General features: G+C 45.2%; 10 protein-coding genes. 6 read left to right on the top strand and 4 right to left on the bottom strand.

All coding sequences use genetic code 11. The features are described 5' to 3' along the window. Positions 1-58: 58 nt before the first annotated feature. Positions 59-1,624, top strand: coding sequence for a FlgD immunoglobulin-like domain containing protein (locus U5O15_01120; GenBank protein MDZ7859264.1), 1,566 nt, complete (start codon positions 59-61; stop codon positions 1,622-1,624). A 2-nt stretch (positions 1,625-1,626) separates the two neighbouring features. Beyond that, positions 1,627-2,568, top strand: coding sequence for a hypothetical protein (locus U5O15_01115; GenBank protein ID MDZ7859263.1), 942 nt, complete (start codon positions 1,627-1,629; stop codon positions 2,566-2,568). A gap of 35 nt (positions 2,569-2,603) precedes the next feature. Here the strand turns inward: U5O15_01115 and U5O15_01110 are convergent, their stop codons facing one another. Then, positions 2,604-4,493: a tetratricopeptide repeat protein gene (locus tag U5O15_01110; GenBank protein ID MDZ7859262.1), complete on the bottom strand. Its 1,890-nt coding sequence runs from the start codon at positions 4,491-4,493 to the stop codon at positions 2,604-2,606. 862 nt (positions 4,494-5,355) lie between these two features. On the opposite strand from U5O15_01110, the gene U5O15_01105 reads away from it, so the two are divergent. Together U5O15_01105 and U5O15_01100 are read left to right on the top strand one after the other, a co-directional pair. Continuing rightward, the gene (locus U5O15_01105; protein MDZ7859261.1) at positions 5,356-8,406 is read left to right on the top strand and encodes a T9SS type A sorting domain-containing protein; all 3,051 of its coding nucleotides are present in this window, start codon (positions 5,356-5,358) and stop codon (positions 8,404-8,406) included. 209 nt (positions 8,407-8,615) lie between these two features. Next, the gene (locus U5O15_01100) at positions 8,616-10,625 is read left to right on the top strand and encodes a M1 family aminopeptidase (protein MDZ7859260.1); all 2,010 of its coding nucleotides are present in this window, start codon (positions 8,616-8,618) and stop codon (positions 10,623-10,625) included. Here U5O15_01100 and hemW read toward each other — a convergent pair. The 3 genes from hemW to U5O15_01085 form a co-directional block, all read right to left on the bottom strand. Next, the gene (hemW, locus tag U5O15_01095; protein MDZ7859259.1) at positions 10,622-11,749 is read right to left on the bottom strand and encodes a radical SAM family heme chaperone HemW; all 1,128 of its coding nucleotides are present in this window, start codon (positions 11,747-11,749) and stop codon (positions 10,622-10,624) included. The two genes, U5O15_01100 and hemW, sit on opposite strands and share 4 nt — an antisense overlap. After that, positions 11,739-13,535: a translation elongation factor 4 gene (gene lepA / locus U5O15_01090; protein ID MDZ7859258.1), complete on the bottom strand. Its 1,797-nt coding sequence runs from the start codon at positions 13,533-13,535 to the stop codon at positions 11,739-11,741. Before lepA ends, hemW begins: the two co-directional genes overlap by 11 nt. A 134-nt stretch (positions 13,536-13,669) precedes the next feature. Continuing rightward, positions 13,670-16,297: a M14 metallopeptidase family protein gene (locus U5O15_01085; protein ID MDZ7859257.1), complete on the bottom strand. Its 2,628-nt coding sequence runs from the start codon at positions 16,295-16,297 to the stop codon at positions 13,670-13,672. A gap of 613 nt (positions 16,298-16,910) precedes the next feature. Between U5O15_01085 and U5O15_01080 the strand changes: the two genes are divergently transcribed. Together U5O15_01080 and U5O15_01075 are read left to right on the top strand one after the other, a co-directional pair. Further along, a complete protein-coding gene (locus U5O15_01080) occupies positions 16,911-17,408 on the top strand; it encodes a hypothetical protein (protein ID MDZ7859256.1) in 498 nt (165 codons plus the stop codon). Positions 17,409-17,450: 42 nt separating this feature from the next. Further along, positions 17,451-18,038 carry a LiaF-related protein gene (locus U5O15_01075; protein MDZ7859255.1) on the top strand — a complete coding sequence of 196 codons (588 nt, stop codon included), beginning with the start codon at positions 17,451-17,453 and terminating at the stop codon, positions 18,036-18,038. Positions 18,039-18,382 lie beyond the last annotated feature (344 nt).

Below are 18,382 nucleotides of genomic sequence, written 5' to 3'. Positions count from 1 at the left end.
TGACTACAGCTCTGGTATCTTCTTATAATTCACGAGAATTGCAAAACGGGAGCCGACATTGAATATAAAAAGATCACTCTTATTCGTACTAACGCTTTTTATTACTTCTTTCTTCAGCTATGCCGCGGGCCATACATCCGAAATAGCCATGGTAATAGACTACCCTTCCATTTCACCGAACGGCGATGGAATAAAGGATGAATCCCCCCTGCATATAGCGCTTTCAAGTAGTTTCGACACTCTTGTAGTAACAATAGAGAATATACCGGAAACAGAAATCTTAGACACTCTGCTTTCAGAATCAAACCCGGACTCCGGCAACTATATATACAAATGGGAAGGAAGAGACTCGTCGGGAGCTATCCTTGCCGATTCTGAATATTTACTCAAACTTTACGCCTCCCGTCCGGATACGGTTATCAATATCAGAAGAACCGTAATAGTCGACACCTCCCCTCCCTATATACACATAGACCGGATTGAACCGGGAGTCTTCAGCCCGGACGACACAGACACTACCGACAAAGCTCTTATATATTATACAGTAGCGGAATTTAATGAGGGGAGCAAAACTTCCGCGCTGATAACAGACCCTGAAAATAATATCAAGGAGATAACGCTCGATATCCATTCAGACAGCTCATACTGCTTTAAATGGAGACCTGAAAACCCGGTAAGCGGAACCTACAGTATATCCGTGACGATAGAAGATCTGGCAGGAAACACCGGGACAGACCAGGGACACATAATCGTGGACGCGGACAGTCCTGAAATATCATTTATAACGACGGTTCCTAAGTACACAAAGCATCCCCCGGACTCGATAACAGGAACCATATACGATAGAAGCGATATTGACAGTCTCGGCTTTACATGGAACGACAGTCTGGTAATATCTCCCGACTCGGTTTATATCTTAAACGATACAACTGTCTGGCATATTGTTATATATGATTTAGTATATTCCGGGGGCAGTTACATCGAGGGTGATTATTCGCTCGAGGTTTACGCAAGAGACATCTTCGGTCAGAGTTCGAATAACTCAATTTCTTTCGAAATAGACACAACCAGGCCGGCCTCCCCTGTTCTCGCGCAACCCCAATCACCAGTTCTCAAAGGAGAAATCGAATTGTCCTACGATAACGGTCTGGATGCCGGCGCTGACAGCGTCAGTATCTTCCGCCTGTTCGACGGGGACACATTTACAACTACCGTAAATTCTTCAAATTCGAGCCCTGATATCTATCTTTCCGAAGGTGAAAATGAAATCTGGGCGAAAGTCACTGACAAAGCGGGAAATGAAAGTTATGAATCGAACCATATATCAGTAACCTATGAGATTTCTTCTAAAAATCTTTTCCCGGAAGCATTCCGCGAACCGGACGACTTTATTATTTCAACTTCCAGTGAGGCGGGAAAGGTAAAGATACAGATATTCGACCTAAGCGGAGAGGAAGTCAGAACGATCTCAGAAACTGGTCCTCAAAACTATTTTCAGTTGGAATGGGATCTTCTAAACAACGATGGTGAAGAAGTTCGGAACGGAGCATATCTTGCTGTAATTACAGTGTATTATAGTAACAGTAAAACCGTTGACAAAAACTTTATAGCGGTAGTCAGGTAATAATGAAGCAAAAAAAAGCTGTAATCATATTTCTGGTATTATCACTGCTTGCCCCTTGCGGGCTTATTACTTCAGTCTGGGCGGGCGAGGGTTCGAGGGGCGGGACATTTCTTCCTCTCGGATGGGACGCTGAGGGAGAAGGAATGGCGGGAGCTGCCACACTTCTTATCAGAAACGACGCGAGCAGCTACTGGAATCCTGCGAATCTCTGTTTCATGACAGCCAGACGAGCTATGGTTAATACGACAAAGCCCGTACCCGGGATGCCGGCCAGCTACAGTACCTTTTCTATCGGAACTTCAATGCTGGGAAGCAGGATATTCCGCGGCGATAAAACAAATATCAGCAGAGCGGGAGCCGCCCTGAGCGTTTCCCACCTCGATCTGGATCTCGCTGAAGGCTCAGCATGGAATGAAAGTACCGCGGGGTTTTCCGGAGCTTACAGCATAAATCATTACAACAGCCTTGGCGTAACATTCCGTATTCTGAGAGGATGGAACGATCTGGACAACGCGGACTGCTCCGGGATGGCTCTGAATATCGGATGGACCGCAAGATTGAGAGAAAAATTATGGTTTGGTATCGTTGGAAGAAATATCTACAGTAAGATTTCTTATCCGGCCCGGAGTGAGAATATCGGCCCAAGCTGGAATATAGCGCTCAGCAGGAATGATATTTACGGAAGAGTGTCAGCTGAATTCGATCTTGTCCTTAAGGAAGGGGAGATTAACCGCGTCCTTACCGGCACGAGGATTATTTTATTTAAGGACCTTATGAGCGTGCTCGGCGGAATAGACAGACGCCTAGCAAACGGCAAAAGAACAATCATCCATTTCGGATTTTTAACACATTACAAATCCGCCGATATTTCAATCTCTTTCAAACTCGATCCCGAAGACGCCTTTGATAAACAAACCTACCTGTCGATAGGATATACTATCTAAAACAATTCTCTTTAAATACCTTACTAAAAGAAGAATTATCTTCCGCCCTCAAGCCTGTTAAGTAATTTGACCAGTTTTAGATCACCGGGCGTTATCTCAAGTGCTTTTCTTATCCAGTATACAGCCATATCAGTATTCCCCTCTGATAAAGCAGCTCTGGAAAGATATTTACACGCTAAAACCCTATCCTTCCCCCTTTCAACCCTGTAGGCGTACCTGAATAATTTAACCGCCTTTTCCTGCCTGCCCAGCCGTTCGAGCACAACTGCATATTCAAGAGCCAGGTGAGGGAAATCGGGAAACTCTTTAAATGCTGATTCATAAAGTGTTATTGCTCTACCAAACTTGCCTCGCCTGCTTAAGATTCTGGCGTAATTTATTCTGGCCTCAACCCTCTCCGGATCAAGCTGATACGCTCTATGATACGCCTTTTCAGCCTTTTCTTCATTTCCTCTTAAGATATATTGATTTCCTAGAAACCCGTACATAGCGCTCCTGTTTATCTGTACCATATCTCTGTTTACAACAGCGAAAAACAGCGCGGGAGCGATAAACGCTGCAAGAGTCAGATTCTTCCACCTTCTTCTTCTAACCTGATGCGTGGCCCATGAGAAAAAAACGGAAGCCGAAAGAATAAGTACCGGAACCGAAACAACTCTATATCTTGAATTAATATAGAAAATAATAACTGAAAAGACAGACGAACCTGTAAAGACTGTAAACAGCGCTCTATTTCTCCTGATTATAAAAATAACTGCCAACCCCATTACCGCCAATACGGATATGAAAGAGAAAGGTATAAACAACAGCCTCATTACCGGGCAGGACTCTTTATAAAACGAAATATCAATCACATCGGGAATCTCCGCCTTATTCCAGAAGAGAAGCAGTTTCCTTCCAAGCAGTTTTAACCAGCGGGAGGGATCCTCTCTGATTCCATCTACCGTTCTTCCGAACCAGTATTCAGATACTTCCTCTCCGGTAAGTTCTTCATTTGACAACTCCCGGGCCCTTTTCTTCGCGTCCTCCAAAAGCCCCCTCATATCAGCTCTCATGCCATCGGGTGGTTTATATACACCATCCGCTTCAGGTCTGTTTCCGATATAAAAATTAATACCTCCGTGAGAGGTTACCGGAATAAGCCGGCCGGTCCTTACAGCATTGAATGCTATCGGCAAACTAAGGATAATAGCCGTTCCCACAAAGCAGAATACCGCCGCTTTCCTGCCGTTATCAGTTCTTGTTCTTCTGAAAAACAGCCATACTATGACGGCTGGGATCAGTATAAAAAAGAGGTTCGGCCTTCCAAGCGCGCCGATCCCCATAAGAACACCAAGTAAGAACCCCGCGGAATATTTCCTTCCGTTTCCCGTTTTAATCTTGAATTCTGTAATTCCGGATATATGAAGATCAATTCTTAAAGCTATAATAAAAGAAGAGATAAAAATAAGTGTTACAAAAGATGTGGCAAGCAGACTTGCTTCGTACAGCAGGAAATGCGGATATAAAAGAGCGGTCGCGGCTGCGAAGATACCCGCTTGTTCTCCGGCGCGAGTCCCCGTCCCTTTAGAATTCTTCATTATATCCTTCCCGGCAACATAATGAAGATAGATCGTAATAACACCCAGCAGAGCCTGAATAATTCTGGGAACAAGTAGTCCATTTCCCGCTACACGGAAAATAGCAGAAAGGATAAGCGGGTAAAGGGGATTGAAAGATAAGGCTCCCCCGGGCATTGAAGCGCCGGCGGACAATCCTTCGGCCAGTTCCCTATAGAAACGCATATCAAGCGGAAGCAGCCATTGCAGATCGGATTTGCCGAGCTGTATGAGATAAACTGCCCTGACGAGCACAGCCGCGGATATAATACCCCAGAGGGCAAACTTATAACCTCTGCCTCCATTGGACCTGTTTCTTTCAGACATATTATTTAATTCCCACAGTTATTGCTTCTATTCCGAAACTTATATTCAATTACTTAAAAAATATCATATTGACCGTCTGCCGGCGAGTTTAAGCTTATAAATTACAAAGGTCAATACGCAATCTTGAGAAAAATCGCTGATCTGCTTAACTGAATAAAATCATATACTTACCCTCCTTTCAGCCACGCTTTACTTCATAAAATGTTGGAGTTCCCTCTGAAAATTCGGCAAGTATTGTAATAACATTGCGAGATACAATCAGTTATCAGGATTGGTAAGTGGAATAGGGCTTTCATTGCTGATGAGTGCGGCTGATTGATATTTTCAAAACCCTCCGGAGGGCGAGCGGGCAAGGATTTCTGGCCCAAAGGGGCAGAAAGAGCGAGCCCGAGGCGCAGAGCCAGCGGTTTCCTCGGCCGGCGAGAAACCGACAACGATTTTGAAAATATCAATCAGCCGCATACTGTTACAAATCATCGACTACCTTATGGGTTATAAAAATTGGGGAAACTTCACCATAAAATGTCCTTTACATATTCCAAAAACCGTGATAAAATGGTCAATGAAGGGGTTTTTATAAGATTATCATTACCCGCGATTGGCTTCGAATTGATTAATAAGTCCGATTATAAGTCTGGCTGAACCATTAAACAGTCATTGATCGGAACGATTAATTTAAACACGGAGAAGGGGGTGATAAATCAAAGGGTCAAAAGATTTTGCATTCCGCGCGGCCGTTTAATGTTTAATTATAAAAATTAAAGCATTGAACTTGAATACGCCCGCATAAATTGCCATCACGCGGTCGCCCATCAGCCCGGCACTAAAGAGATTTTATTTTTTCAAAACTTAGGGGGGAGAGATGAAAAAAGCCACAGTATTAATTCTGGCCGCGTTTTTGGTCGCATCCTTTACCTGCCCGTCAAGAGCGCGTGATACAGAGAAAAACGACAGACCTGTTATAAAAATTCCCGGAAAAACAGACTTGAAAATAGACGACACAGCTCCAGGTTTCTATAAGGCCGCCTCTGTTGACACGTACAATATAGTAAGGTACGATTTTGAAACTCTAGACTGGCAGGGCTGGGAAAGAGTTGATAATACCGCAGATCCAGACACATTTTTCCACGTAGATGATTTCTCCGGCCTGGGAAGCGGAGATTTCGGCCGCCTTGAGGCAATAGAAGGTTCCCAGTCGATCTGGTGCGGCGCCCGCCCCGCCGATGACTATTATATGTGCTCCTGGGCTGCGGCGCCGGGTTACGGAAACAACTGGGAGCAGTACCTTGTTTCCGAAGAGGTAGTATTCGAAGGAACGCTCTCAATGGGATTTCATCTTGTCTATGACTGCGAAGGAGGCGGCTACGATAATTTATATATCGAATATGAAAATGACGACGGAAGCTGGACAAACCTTGCAACGTACGGCGGCATAGGTGACGTTATCGATTCATGTTCGGTAGACTCAGCGTCGGTAGGAGGAAACACAAGATTTCGTTTCCATTTCTCATCAGACGGAGCCTGGAGTGACGAGGACGGTCTCTGGTTAACCGACGGCGCGGCTGTTATTGACAGCATTACAGTCTACGATGGCGCCGGATACTTCAATTATGAAGATTTTGAATCCGCCTCCGTAGGCGATCACAGCATTGGCATCTGGCAGGCCGAGACAAGACCCGCGTTCGGCAAGTACAGCGGCCTGCGTAAAGGAATGCGGATATTAGACGGAGATCCATGTAACGAAAACTTAAACACACAGATCGTATTTTTTGAAGGTTCAACGGTTCCTGCCGACCAGAATAAATATCCCGGTCTTTATGTAACCCCGTTCTGTCTTAACGGCGGAGGCACTGAAGCGCCGTGCCAGAATGAATCGGTCTACTCGCCGGAGATTGTAATGACAAAATACTCATCAAACAACGATGAAGTTCAGAATATGACAATCCCAGCCGATCAGCTGGATGATTTTGGCGGTATACTCTTAAAATTTGACACTTACCTCGACCTTCCTCTAGATAACCTGGTCTTCCATACCTGGGGTATTCGTAACATAAATAACGGCTGCCCGATACAATGGCAGGACGATGGTGTCGTTTATTATTACTGGGGAAGAGGATATAGAAATGAATATTATGATATTAGCAGCCTGGTTTTATCACCCAACGACACACTTCAGATTTCACTATCGGTTGTAGATATGTGCGATGTATGGGGTGGAACCTATGGATCTTGTGAAAATCATACACCGTCACCCTGGTTCGACAATGTCACTGTTCAGCGCTATGATATTTCCGGTCCTCAGTGGTCATACAGAAATCTGGATCTGTTTCAGGACAACTTCCCGCCCACAAATAACACGGACGGTTTCGTAAGAACCGATATGGCACTGAATATTAACACTTCCAGCACCGTAATCGACCCCGGCGATTCAATCGTCGTTTCTGTTACTTCACCCATAGCGGGCGGACTAGACGAAGATCCAGCAGGAGGCGCAGCCGTTTATCTCCATGTCAAAGCAAGTGATATCGGAACCGGCGGGAAGCCAGATCTTTACGGCCCGCAGATGATATCCGACCCATGGATGACCTATATCTCAGATGACGGAGAGTGGACGAAACTTAAGGGCGACACCGCGCGAACAAATGACGGGACGCCGGTGCAGGGCAAATATATGTTCGACCTAAATGACTCACTCCTTACAAAGGGCTACATGGTTGAATACTATTTCTCCGCCCTGGATCTGGATGGCGAGACAGGCTACCTGCCGCTAAACGCTCTGGACGGCGGGAGATTCGAATTCACATGTCTTCCTACCGGCAACACAGATATCCTTTATGTCGATGATTTTGACGGCAGAGGGAGCTGGAACGGAACTGTTCAGGACTACCTCGATCCGGCCCTAAATGATGTTGTCTCCACCGGATATCCGGACCGCTATGATGTCAAGAGTCCTTCGTCGACGGTGGGAAACGGACTGAATAGCCGGACTGACGCCGCAAATCTTGGTAACTTTTACCATACCATTATATGGGATTCCGGCTGGCTAAGCATGGGAACTATCGATAACGACGACACTACCCTGCTCGAATCCTGGGCAAAGGATGAATCAGGAACACCTCATAATCACAAAACGAACCTGTTTGTTATGGGTAACAATGTTGTAAGCGATATTAATTATTCAGGCTCCACGAGCTTCCTGGCAGAAATACTCGGCGCGACACCTACAGACGGCAATTATTACGCTCTTACCGGAGGTAACGCCGGAGGCGGGATTATTAATCCTCTTATCACAACCGCCTCAGGCTCGGTTCTAACCGGACTGGAAGATTTCTACGCCTTCGGAGGATGCCCTTTCATCAACCGTTTTGATGTTTTAGAGACTGATAATCCAAACGCCGATTACGCTCTGCGCTACCCCGATTACGGCGGAAGTTCTTACTATGCAGCCGTCAGCCTGGACGATACAACTTCCGGAGGCTATGCCAGAAAGGCTTTAACAACCGGCTTCAGCTTTATGCACATCCGAGACGATAATGATGACGGTCCCATGGTAAGAAACGAATTCCTGAAATCCGTATTCGATTTCTTCGACAATGGAGTAAACGGAGATATTACAGACGTAGAGGATACACCTGCATTTACAAAGCTTCATGGTAACTATCCCAACCCCTTCAACCCGAGTACTACTATCGAGTTTAATATGAAGGCTGAGGGTCATGTATCGATTCGGATATATGATGTTGCAGGAAGACTTGTAAACACACTTGTAAACGAGGTGCGCGACAAGGGTCTTAACACAGAGACCTGGAACGGAATTAACAACAGAGGCGCGAGCGTCGCGAGCGGTGTATATTTCTACCGTATGGACACCAAAGACTACTCCCGGACAAGAAAGATGATCCTGCTTAGATAGGCCGGTCGCCCGGATGTTATGGTTAGCCTTAAGCGGCCGGGGCTTCTCCCGGCCGCTTTTATTTTAGTTTAATTAAAAAGTCTGAAGGGCCCGGACAGGCGGCAAAAGCGCGGGGGCACCCCGCATAGATGGAAAAAAAAGAGAATATATGATATAATAAAGCAGGAAATAAATTATTTCTTAAGTTATAAGCAAAGAAAGATATTAAAATGAAAAAAACGCTTCTTTTACTATTCCTTTTTCTTATTCCATCTACATCCGCAGCACAAACACAATATGAAAAAATCCACAGCGACATAATAAGAAAGATCGATCTTAAGCGCGCCCTTCCCCTGTTTAAAGGGGATTCGCTGAAAGCTCCGGAACCAACGCCGGTTCAAGAACAGTTTGACGTGAAGCACTATATGCTTGATATCGCTTTTAACGATTCAACAGAATCTGTTGAGGGAACGGTAATAATTACGCTCGAAAGCCTCACCGACAATCTCAGTTCAATTGACATAAACGCGGATATAGCGCTTTCAATTATTTCTATTGAACAAACAGGTTATGGACCGCTTTCCTGGTCCAGAAACGGCGATGTAATTAGTATTTCTCTTCTTTCAAATCTTACTTCCGGAGAAGAAACCGCTATAGAAATCGACTACAACGGAAACCCAACCGCCGCCAATAACCCCGGCCTCTTCTTCCGGTCCTATAACGACAGGCCGGTAATATACAGCCTCAGTGAACCCTGGTCAGCGAGGACATGGTGGCCTTCTAAAGATTATCCGGACGACAAAGCCGTATTTGATATATATCTTTCGGTTGATTCAGATCTCTTCGCGGCTTCAAACGGAAATTACATGGGATTTACAAGTGAAACACGCTGGGGGAAAGAGTACAAACGGTACCACTGGCGGGAAAACTATCCTATGACAACATACCTTGCTTCTATTTCAGCCACAGAGTATGTCTGTCTTGAAGATACATTTGTATACGCTCCCGGGGAAACAATGCCGGTTACAAACTACGTTCCTCCTTCAATGGTAGAAGCCGCCGAGGAAGATCTAAGTATCGGCGTACCCGCCCTGGAATTCTTTTCATCCGTATACGGATTATACCCCTTCGCGGAGGAAAAATACGGCGTGGCGCTTTGCAATATCGGCGGAGGGATGGAACACCAGACACTGACGAGTTATGGTTTATGGTTGGTTCGCGGTGACCACCTCTACGATTGGGTCTACATACATGAGCTGGGACATCAGTGGTTCGGCGACTTTATCACCTGCGAGAACTGGACGCATATATGGCTCAATGAAGGATGGGCCAGCTATACCGAAGCACTCTGGATGGAACATATCGGCGGATCAAATGAACTGAAATCATGTATGGAGGAAAAGGATAACCCCGCTTCATGGAACGGCCCGGTTCTGCGTGATCCAGACAATACCGATCCATGGTACTACTTCGATTCGGTCGTTTACGACAAGGCTGCCTGGATCATTCACATGTTCCGGCACATCTCGGGAGACAGCACCTTTTTCAATATGATTAAAGGGTATACTTCAGACCCGCGCTTCAGCCATTCCCACGCCGATACGGATGATTTTATCGGAGTATGCGAAGATTATTACGGTTCTTCTCTGGGCTGGTTTTTCGATCCATGGCTGACACGGGAAGACAGGCCGGTCTACAGCTGGTCCTGGAACTCTTATCCGCGCGGGGCGGACACACTGCTTTCAATCGGCGTAACACAAACTCAAGACATTCCCTATACGATGCCGGTTGACTTCAGGATTACAACGGCGGGCAGCCGGATCGACACGGTGCTCTGGATAGATGAACATGAAGAATCATTCCTGTTATCAATGGAAAACAAAGCGATAGATGTTGAGCTCGACCCGGATCACTGGATTCTCTGCGACAAATCAACCATTATAACTGACGCGGAAGTTCCGGCAGTCACCTTTCTTAAGCAGAATTATCCAAATCCCTTCAATCCAAGTACGACTATCCGCTTCGGACTCGAAAAAGCGTCGAGAGTATCGATCTCTGTATACGATGTCAGAGGAAGACTCATATCAACTCTCACAGACCGTAATTACTCAGCGGGGAAATCTGAAATTACATGGGATGGGACAAATTCATCAGGCAGAGAGGTTTCCTCGGGCCTTTATTTCTACAGTATGACCGCGGCAGGCAAGAAAACTACAAAAAAGATGATACTTCTCCGTTAACCTATAAAGAATAACGGCAGCCTGTCGGCGAAAAGCAATCCCTTAAGTGTGGGTATCATACGCCCACCAATGACTTTAACAAGCGAAAGAGACGAAAGCCTTGACGAGGCATCTTCCCACCCATCGTATCTCTTTAAAACATCGAGGCTTACTCCCTTTATCGTTCTGAGTCCTAAAAACAGCGCTTCAAGAGAGAGATCTTTTTCGCTTAACACTTCTAAATCAGAGACGGGAGTTCTATTATTTAAGACTTCTTTGCAGTAACTCTCAACCGAATTTACATTCGACCACCTTTTCTCTCCGTCAAATGAGTGAGCGGAGGGACCCAGCCCCAGATACGGCAGGTGCTCCCAGTACATAGAATTATGTCTTGATATCCTGCCGTTGCCGCCGGAGAAACTTGAAACTTCATATTGACTGTATCCGTTGTCACTGAGAAACTCGGTCGTTCGGATAAATATCTCCTCTCCGATATCCTCGGGAGCCTCCTTCAGTCTTCCTGAAGAAAGCAATTTGCCGAACACCGTGTCCGGCTTAATCGTAAGTTGATAACAGGAAATATGTTCGGGCTTAAGCGCGACTGCTCTTTCGAGACTGGCCCGGCACGCGCAGACACTCTGCCCCGGAAGAGAACTTATAAGATCGATACTCAGGTTTCTAAAGCCGGCCCCGCGGATCATCTCAATGGCCCGAATAGAGGTTTCAGAGTCATGGCGCCTCCCGAGCATCTCAAGCTCTTCATCGATGAAAGATTGAACGCCCAGACTTACCCTGTTGAATCCCAGTCTCTTATACGTTCTTAACTTCCCTTCTGTTATATCCTCAGGATTCAACTCTATAGTTATTTCATCGAGATTCTCCAGATTGAAGGTCCCTCTTAGATTGATCATTACTTCTTCGAGCGCCGCATCCGTCAGAAGAGAGGGAGTGCCGCCTCCCAGATACAGTGTTTTAAATAAAGCCGGGAAATCTTTGTATCTAAGGGCTTCCGCGGAAACAGCGTTGACCCATTTTGAAAACGCGGTTTCATCCACAGATGCCACGGAATAGAAATCACAATAGGGGCATTTTTTTTCGCAAAACGGAACGTGCAGATAAAGTCCGGCTTCCGGTTCAGTCTTCATTGGTTTTGAGCACGGATACAAACGCGCTTTGAGGAATCATAACCTTGCCAACCATTTTCATCTTCTTCTTCCCTTCCGCCTGTTTACTCAGAAGTTTTCTCTTTCTGGTAATGTCTCCGCCGTAACACTTTGCCGTTACGTCTTTTCTGAGAGCGGAAACGGTTGACCGCGAAATCACCTCTCCCCCAATAGCTCCCTGCACCGCGATTTTAAACATATGTCTGGGTATCTCTTCTTTCAAACTTTCACATATCTGTACAGCCCTCGAACGGGCTCTCTCCTTGTGCACAACTATCGATAAGGCGTCAACCTTTTCACCGTTAACCAGAAAATCAACCTTTACAAGGTCCTCCTGCCGGTATTCAAGAAAATCATAATCAAATGTCCCGTAGCCGCGCGTTACACTCTTCAGCTTGTCATAGAAATCGTATATGATCTCAGCAAGGGGCATATCGATTGTAATCTCCATTCTACCGGTAACGGGATAACCAATCCGCGGATTTTCTCCCCTCCTCTTAAGACAGAGTTTCATAACAACCCCCATATATTCATCGGGAAGCAGGAGACTAACCCTTACAATCGGTTCCAGTGACTTTTCTATTACGGACGGATCAGGGTAATATTGAGGGTTTTCAACAGTGACGGTTTCACCGGAAGTAAGTACAAATTTATACTTCACACTCGGGGCTGTCATAATCACGGGAAGATTAAATTCGCGGTCGAGCCGCTGCTGAAATATCTCAAGGTGAAGAAGTCCGAGGAAACCACACCTGAATCCCTGCCCAAGCGCGGCGGAGGAATCCTTCTGGTAGATAAGAGCTGCGTCATTCAGCTTGTACTTTTCAATAGCCTCGGTGAGCGCTCCAACATTACTTCTCTCCACGGGGTAGATCGAAGAAAACACCATAGGTTTTACCTCTTTGAAACCGGGAAGAGGTTCCGGGGAAGGATCCGATGCATGCACAATTGTATCGCCGATTCTCGTGTCACTTACAGTTTTCACCCCCGCGATTATATATCCCACTTCCCCGGCGCTCAACCTGTCTCTCTCCTCTCTTTCCAAGAGGAATACACCTACCTCTTCGACAGTATGAACAGAATCCAGAGATAAAAGCTTGATCTGGTCACCGGCTTTGACAGTCCCGTCAAAAACACGGCAGCTGATGACGGCTCCTCTGAAAGAATCATAATGAGCGTCGAATATCAGAGCTTTAAGGGGCTTGCCGGCATCTCCCTTATGAGCTGGAATTCTCTCTACAATTGCCTCCAGGATATCCTCAATTCCCGTCCCCTCTTTGGCGGAACAGAGAACCGCGCCGCTTGAATCCAGGCCCAATTCCACTTCGATCTCTTCACGCGCGAGTTCTATGTTTGCCGCTTCAAGATCGATTTTGTTAATCACGGGAATAATCGTAAGATCATGTTCCATGGCGGCGTAGAGATTCGCCATTGTCTGGGCTTCCACACCCTGAGCCGCGTCCACAAGAAGAAGTATACCTTCACACGAGGCCAGAGCGCGGGAAACTTCATAAGAGAAATCGACGTGTCCGGGAGTATCTATAAGATTCAGAATATATTCTTCCCCTTCCCTGCTTTTATAGGGAAGGCAGATAGTTTGACTTTTTATTGTAATGCCTCTTTCACGCTCGAGGTCCATGTTGTCGAGTATCTGATCCTTAAACACACGGTCTGATACTAATCCCGCGTGCTGAATCAGACGGTCAGCAAGGGTTGACTTTCCGTGATCAATATGAGCGACTATACTAAAATTACGGATATACGGCATAATAACAGGTAATCCCACTGATTAAAAAAAACACTCCTTATAATGAAATTTATGCATTACTCCGAGCTGTGTAAAGCCTTTGCTTACATTCAAAGGATAAAAGATTAAATTCCCGGGGCAGCTTTTCCGAAGCTCTATTCTACATCCGGCAGAAGCAGGGAATTAAACAAGAGCTTAAACGAAACTTCTGTTGAAGCTCTAAACTGCGGTCTGAAAGCGAATAGAACAATCTGTCCTTTCCCCTTCCTAACCCATACCATTGCCGTTTTACCCGCGAGAAGTTTTTCGTTCTCGCAAAACCCGCTCATAAGTATATCTTTCTCTCCAAATCTGGCAATCACGGCTCTATCCATATCAAACCGGGGAATTGAAGTGGAAAAAACCGGCCCTCCGCTGAATATAACACCTATCTCTTTCTGCATTCCGTAAGTTAATGGGTGATCGTCAGTTAAGATAATTCTCACCGTTGATCTCGGACAGTAGAGATCATCTTTCTTCAATCTATCGGAAATATCAGTGACTGGAAGCTGAAATTCCTCTATGTTATCATCATCCTTATTGATTTTTAAAATACCGGAGAAAAGAGAAGCCGACCTTCCCCAGGAAATTACAGTTCCGCCTCCTTCGAGAAACAACATGAGATTCTCCTTGCCTTCTTTACCCATACCCTTTGTGTATTCAGGAGGATAACCGGAAAGATATTCCCTCTCGCCGGCCTTTCTTCTGCCGTCTACAAGAATAGAGCTGCTCCTGTCCGGAAAGACAACAACATCAAATTCATCCTTAAGATCAATATTCTTAAAATCGTCCGGACGAATAACCTTGTAGTGAATATTATAGGAATCAAACACAAAGCGTGTCCACCCGGCATCCATATCATGAAACCAGGTTTCCACAAGCGCGATTCTTGGTAATTTCAATTTTCTCTTTTTAAGATCGGCAATATTACCAGCGAAAACAGGCTCAGCTTTTAAAGAACTTAAAAGCCCGTCAAGTTTCTCGTTCTCTTTAGTACTATGATAAATCAAGTAACTCCCCTTACAAGCTTCCGCTTTATCATTCTCATATTTCTCTTCTGTTCGCCAGACCTCAAGTCCGGATTGACACGCCTCGAAGGCCGCCCTGTAACTTTCATTATTGGAAGCGGGAAGGATTACAGCTTCGAATTCGGATGGTCTTTTCTTCAGCAGAGTGAAGGGTTCCTCGACACTTACAAGCTGTTCCTCCAACTCTACAGACCGCTTTTCTATCTCAAAAACCTCCACTCCCTTAAGAAGCGGAAGAGACCAGCTTGTTACATCGTAAGGCTTTATCATTTTACCTCCGGGAGTGTAGTGACGTACCGGAAAATGCTGACGCTCCATAACCTCTTTTATAAACGGCCTGAACGGCTGAGAAAGTTTAATTACTATGCTCCTCGAATCATAGATTCGTTTATTAATTATAACATCGGAAACAAGACGGTGAACTTCAACTCCGTGCCGCATCATCAAATTCACAAGATCAACAAAAGAACTGCTGTCGTGCTGGTTCTCAGGCAGAATATAATAATAAGGCGGTTGCGACAGCCCCCTCTCCACCTCTTTCCTGCAAATGTCATTTCTGAACCGGAGAATATCACCGCGGTGGTAAGAACAGGTTTTTATCACAGACATGGTGGAGACGATTTCATACTGAATGATATCGGACAACCGCCACCACCCGCCCTTCCAGGGAAGGGGCATATTGATACTCTTCTTATACTCCGCGAGACCCTTACCATGCACCTTAAGCTCATCAGGTTCGACATATACAGGTGTGGCGTGCCTGGCGCTCGCGCATTCGGTTAGAAAAGCGATTACATTCTTCCACAGGCATGTCTCTGTGGACCCCGGCCAATAATCATCAAAGAGATAATGCTGTGAAACTCCCGCGAGTCCGCTGTTTGTCATATCCTTCATCATATTCGCCCCGAACAGGCCGCACCAGTTCCATATTTCAGCGTCGATATTTTCGGCGATAGGATCGTGGTTCGGAGGTATGAAATATCTGACGCCTCCGGAACCCATCTGATGTTTTTCCACCATAACCTGAGGAAACCACTTCCGGCTGAAAATACGCGAGATTGCTCTGGTATCACTCTGAGTGAGATTAACAAAATCACGATTATTATCGTGCCCAGCGTATTTATGATAGATCCCCGGCATTGACGAACCTTCGTACTTCGTACCCTTATACTTTCTGTAATGATTAACCACCATATCCATACCGTCGGGGTTATGGCATGGAACCATCATATAAACAACATCCTTCAACCATTTATCAATCCGTTCATCCTCTTTGCCGAGAAGTTTGTGCGCGATAAGGGGGGCCGACTGTGAAGGTCCGACTTCATTCGAATGCATCGAAAGTGTTGCCGCGAAAAAGACCTTTCCCCTGTCTATCATACCCTCCAGCTTATCTTCCGGAATATCAGGATCGAGAGCGAGTTTTCTGTTTATCTCCTCGAGCTCTTTTAAATTATCGATATTCTCTGGAGATGAAATAAAAGCTACGTAAATATCTCTGCCTTCAGGAGACAGGCCTATATTAATCAGCTTCAGCCCGGGTGATTCAGAACCGAGTTTCTGCAGGTACCCTATAAGATCTTCATAATCTATTAACTCTCTGTCGGCGCCGGGAGAAAACCCGAAATACTCCTCCGGAGATGTTATTTCGGCAGCACGGCCCACGCTCGTAAAAACCACAATAAAAGTAAAAGCAATAAGTAAGAGACGTTTCATAAGAACCTGTCCTTTCCCTCAAAATCTATATCTTTAAAGCAACATAGCTCACAGCAACCGGCCGCAAGCCGAACTTTCCACACTTATACAAACTCATTAAACAAATATTATCATAAGCCGGTCAATTATCCACATTAATTTAAGAATAATCTTAAAAAGAACGGGAATATATATTTGGATTTTTGCTCAATGAAGAGAGGGGCCGCTAATTTTCTCCTTGTACTTTCAAACGCAATTCTGAGAGAATCCATTAAGTTCGAGTATCTGAGGGAGAAAATAAATGTTTATAAAAAAGGATGATACCGCCTGGAATTCCTCGTGACTAAAACACACATATACTTTAACAACGCGGCGGTAAGTCCTCTCTCGACAAGAGTGCGGGATAAAGTCATTAGAACAGGTATACATTTTTATAACAATATTGATGACATAAATAATTTTTTTGCTATACTGGATAGAGAATCAAAGAAACTTTAAAGATTGTATTTCGTAATTACCTCGAAGGAAACAATGAATACCTTGCTATCACGGATGTTACAGAAAAACGGCAGCCTGGCTGCAAATACTGATTTACAACGCGTGTTAATTAACGGGATGAAACGGAGGTTTTGATATGAGCAAAAAGAGGCATTCTTCGGTAGTGTCGGGACTCGTATTTATCACCCTTGGAATTCTCTTCCTTCTTCATAACTTCAGGGTCATTGACCTCAACTGGCAGTCTTTCTGGGCGTATCTGGTAACCATCATGGGTATTATTTTCTGGATCGGTTTTATCGCGGACAGAAAAAAAAGCGGATTCATAATGCCCGGTACTATCCTGATAGTTATAGGGCTGATTTTTATCTACTGCTCCAGATACGGCTGGTACGCAATGAATAATCTATGGCCTTTCTTTATTCTGGCGCCGGCGGCAGGTTTGTACGCCATGTACATCTTCGATAAGCACGACCGCGGATTGCTTGTTCCGGCCGGAATACTGACCGCCATAGGGCTTGTTTTTCTCCTCCAAAGCTATCACTGGATCAAAATGATATGGCCTGTCGTAGTGATATTTATAGGTATTCTCTTACTTATGAAACAAAAGGATAATGAGGAAGAATTAAAAGAATAAATCTCTTTTCCCGAATAACTTATTTAAATAAAGGCGGAAACTATGGAACTATCTTCGAAAAATACGAAAGCAGGAATCATTCTGATTATAATCGGAGTACTTTTTCTGCTTAACAACTTCGGAATCGCGGATATTGGAAGGAACATCTGGAATCTATGGCCTCTGCTTCTTATCTGGTGGGGTTTTACAAAATTAAGAAACAGAGGGAAAAGAACCGAAGAGGACATAAATTTTCAGGTCTTCGGCGACGCGACTATTTCTTCCCATTCTCCGTATATCAGAAGATCGAGTGCCTTTGGAAATATAAGGATCAAAGTAGAAAACCGTGATTTCGCCGGGGGAGGCATGAGCAGCATCTTCGGCAAAATATCAATAGACCTTCGTGAAGTATACGAGGTCACAGGTTACGGCCAGCTGGATATTCATTCGGTTTTCGGCGATATCGTTATCCGTCTTCGTGAAGATATGCCATACGAACTGAAAGGTAACGCCGTTTTCGGTTCACTTTACGTGCCCGGCGGTGAAAAATCACGCAGCGTTGAGTATCGATCCGCCGGCAGCGAAGAGGCCGGCGATAAACTGGTGATTAAAATATCACAGATATTCGGCGACATCGAACTGATTCATTGATCCGGAGCGCTTTGACTGTCAAGGTTTATATTATTTTGGACTTTCCCCAATTTTTATAACCTATAAGGTAGTCGATGATTTGTAACAGTATGCGGCTGATTGATATTTTCAAAATCGTGGTCAATTCCCCCGGCGAGGGAATTGCCACTCCCGCCTCGGGCTCGCTCTTTCTGCCCCTTCGGGCCAGAAATCCTTGCCCGCTCGCCCTCCGGAGGGTTTTGAAAATATCATTCAGCCGCACTCATCAGCAATGAAAGCCCTATTCCACTTACCAATCCTGATAACTGATTGTATCTCGCAATGTTATTACAATACTTGCCGAATTTTCGGGGGAACTCCAATTA

This window comes from Candidatus Krumholzibacteriota bacterium (assembly GCA_034520215.1).
Lineage (GTDB): Bacteria > Krumholzibacteriota > Krumholzibacteriia > Krumholzibacteriales > WJIX01 > JAGHBT01.
Note: the sequence above shows the minus strand (reverse complement) of the source record. Positions and strands in the feature narration are given on the sequence as shown.

Excerpts from the sequence above, each read along its gene's own strand:
- U5O15_01115 (MDZ7859263.1), top strand. The coding sequence starts at position 1,627 with ATGAAGCAAAAAAAAGCTGTAATCATATTTCTGGTATTATCACTGCTT.
- U5O15_01110 (MDZ7859262.1), bottom strand. The coding sequence starts at position 4,493 with ATGTCTGAAAGAAACAGGTCCAATGGAGGCAGAGGTTATAAGTTTGCC.
- U5O15_01105 (MDZ7859261.1), top strand. The coding sequence starts at position 5,356 with ATGAAAAAAGCCACAGTATTAATTCTGGCCGCGTTTTTGGTCGCATCC.
- U5O15_01100 (MDZ7859260.1), top strand. The coding sequence starts at position 8,616 with ATGAAAAAAACGCTTCTTTTACTATTCCTTTTTCTTATTCCATCTACA.
- hemW (MDZ7859259.1), bottom strand. The coding sequence starts at position 11,749 with ATGAAGACTGAACCGGAAGCCGGACTTTATCTGCACGTTCCGTTTTGC.
- lepA (MDZ7859258.1), bottom strand. The coding sequence starts at position 13,535 with ATGCCGTATATCCGTAATTTTAGTATAGTCGCTCATATTGATCACGGA.
- U5O15_01085 (MDZ7859257.1), bottom strand. The coding sequence starts at position 16,297 with ATGAAACGTCTCTTACTTATTGCTTTTACTTTTATTGTGGTTTTTACG.
- U5O15_01080 (MDZ7859256.1), top strand. The coding sequence starts at position 16,911 with ATGAGCAAAAAGAGGCATTCTTCGGTAGTGTCGGGACTCGTATTTATC.
- U5O15_01075 (MDZ7859255.1), top strand. The coding sequence starts at position 17,451 with ATGGAACTATCTTCGAAAAATACGAAAGCAGGAATCATTCTGATTATA.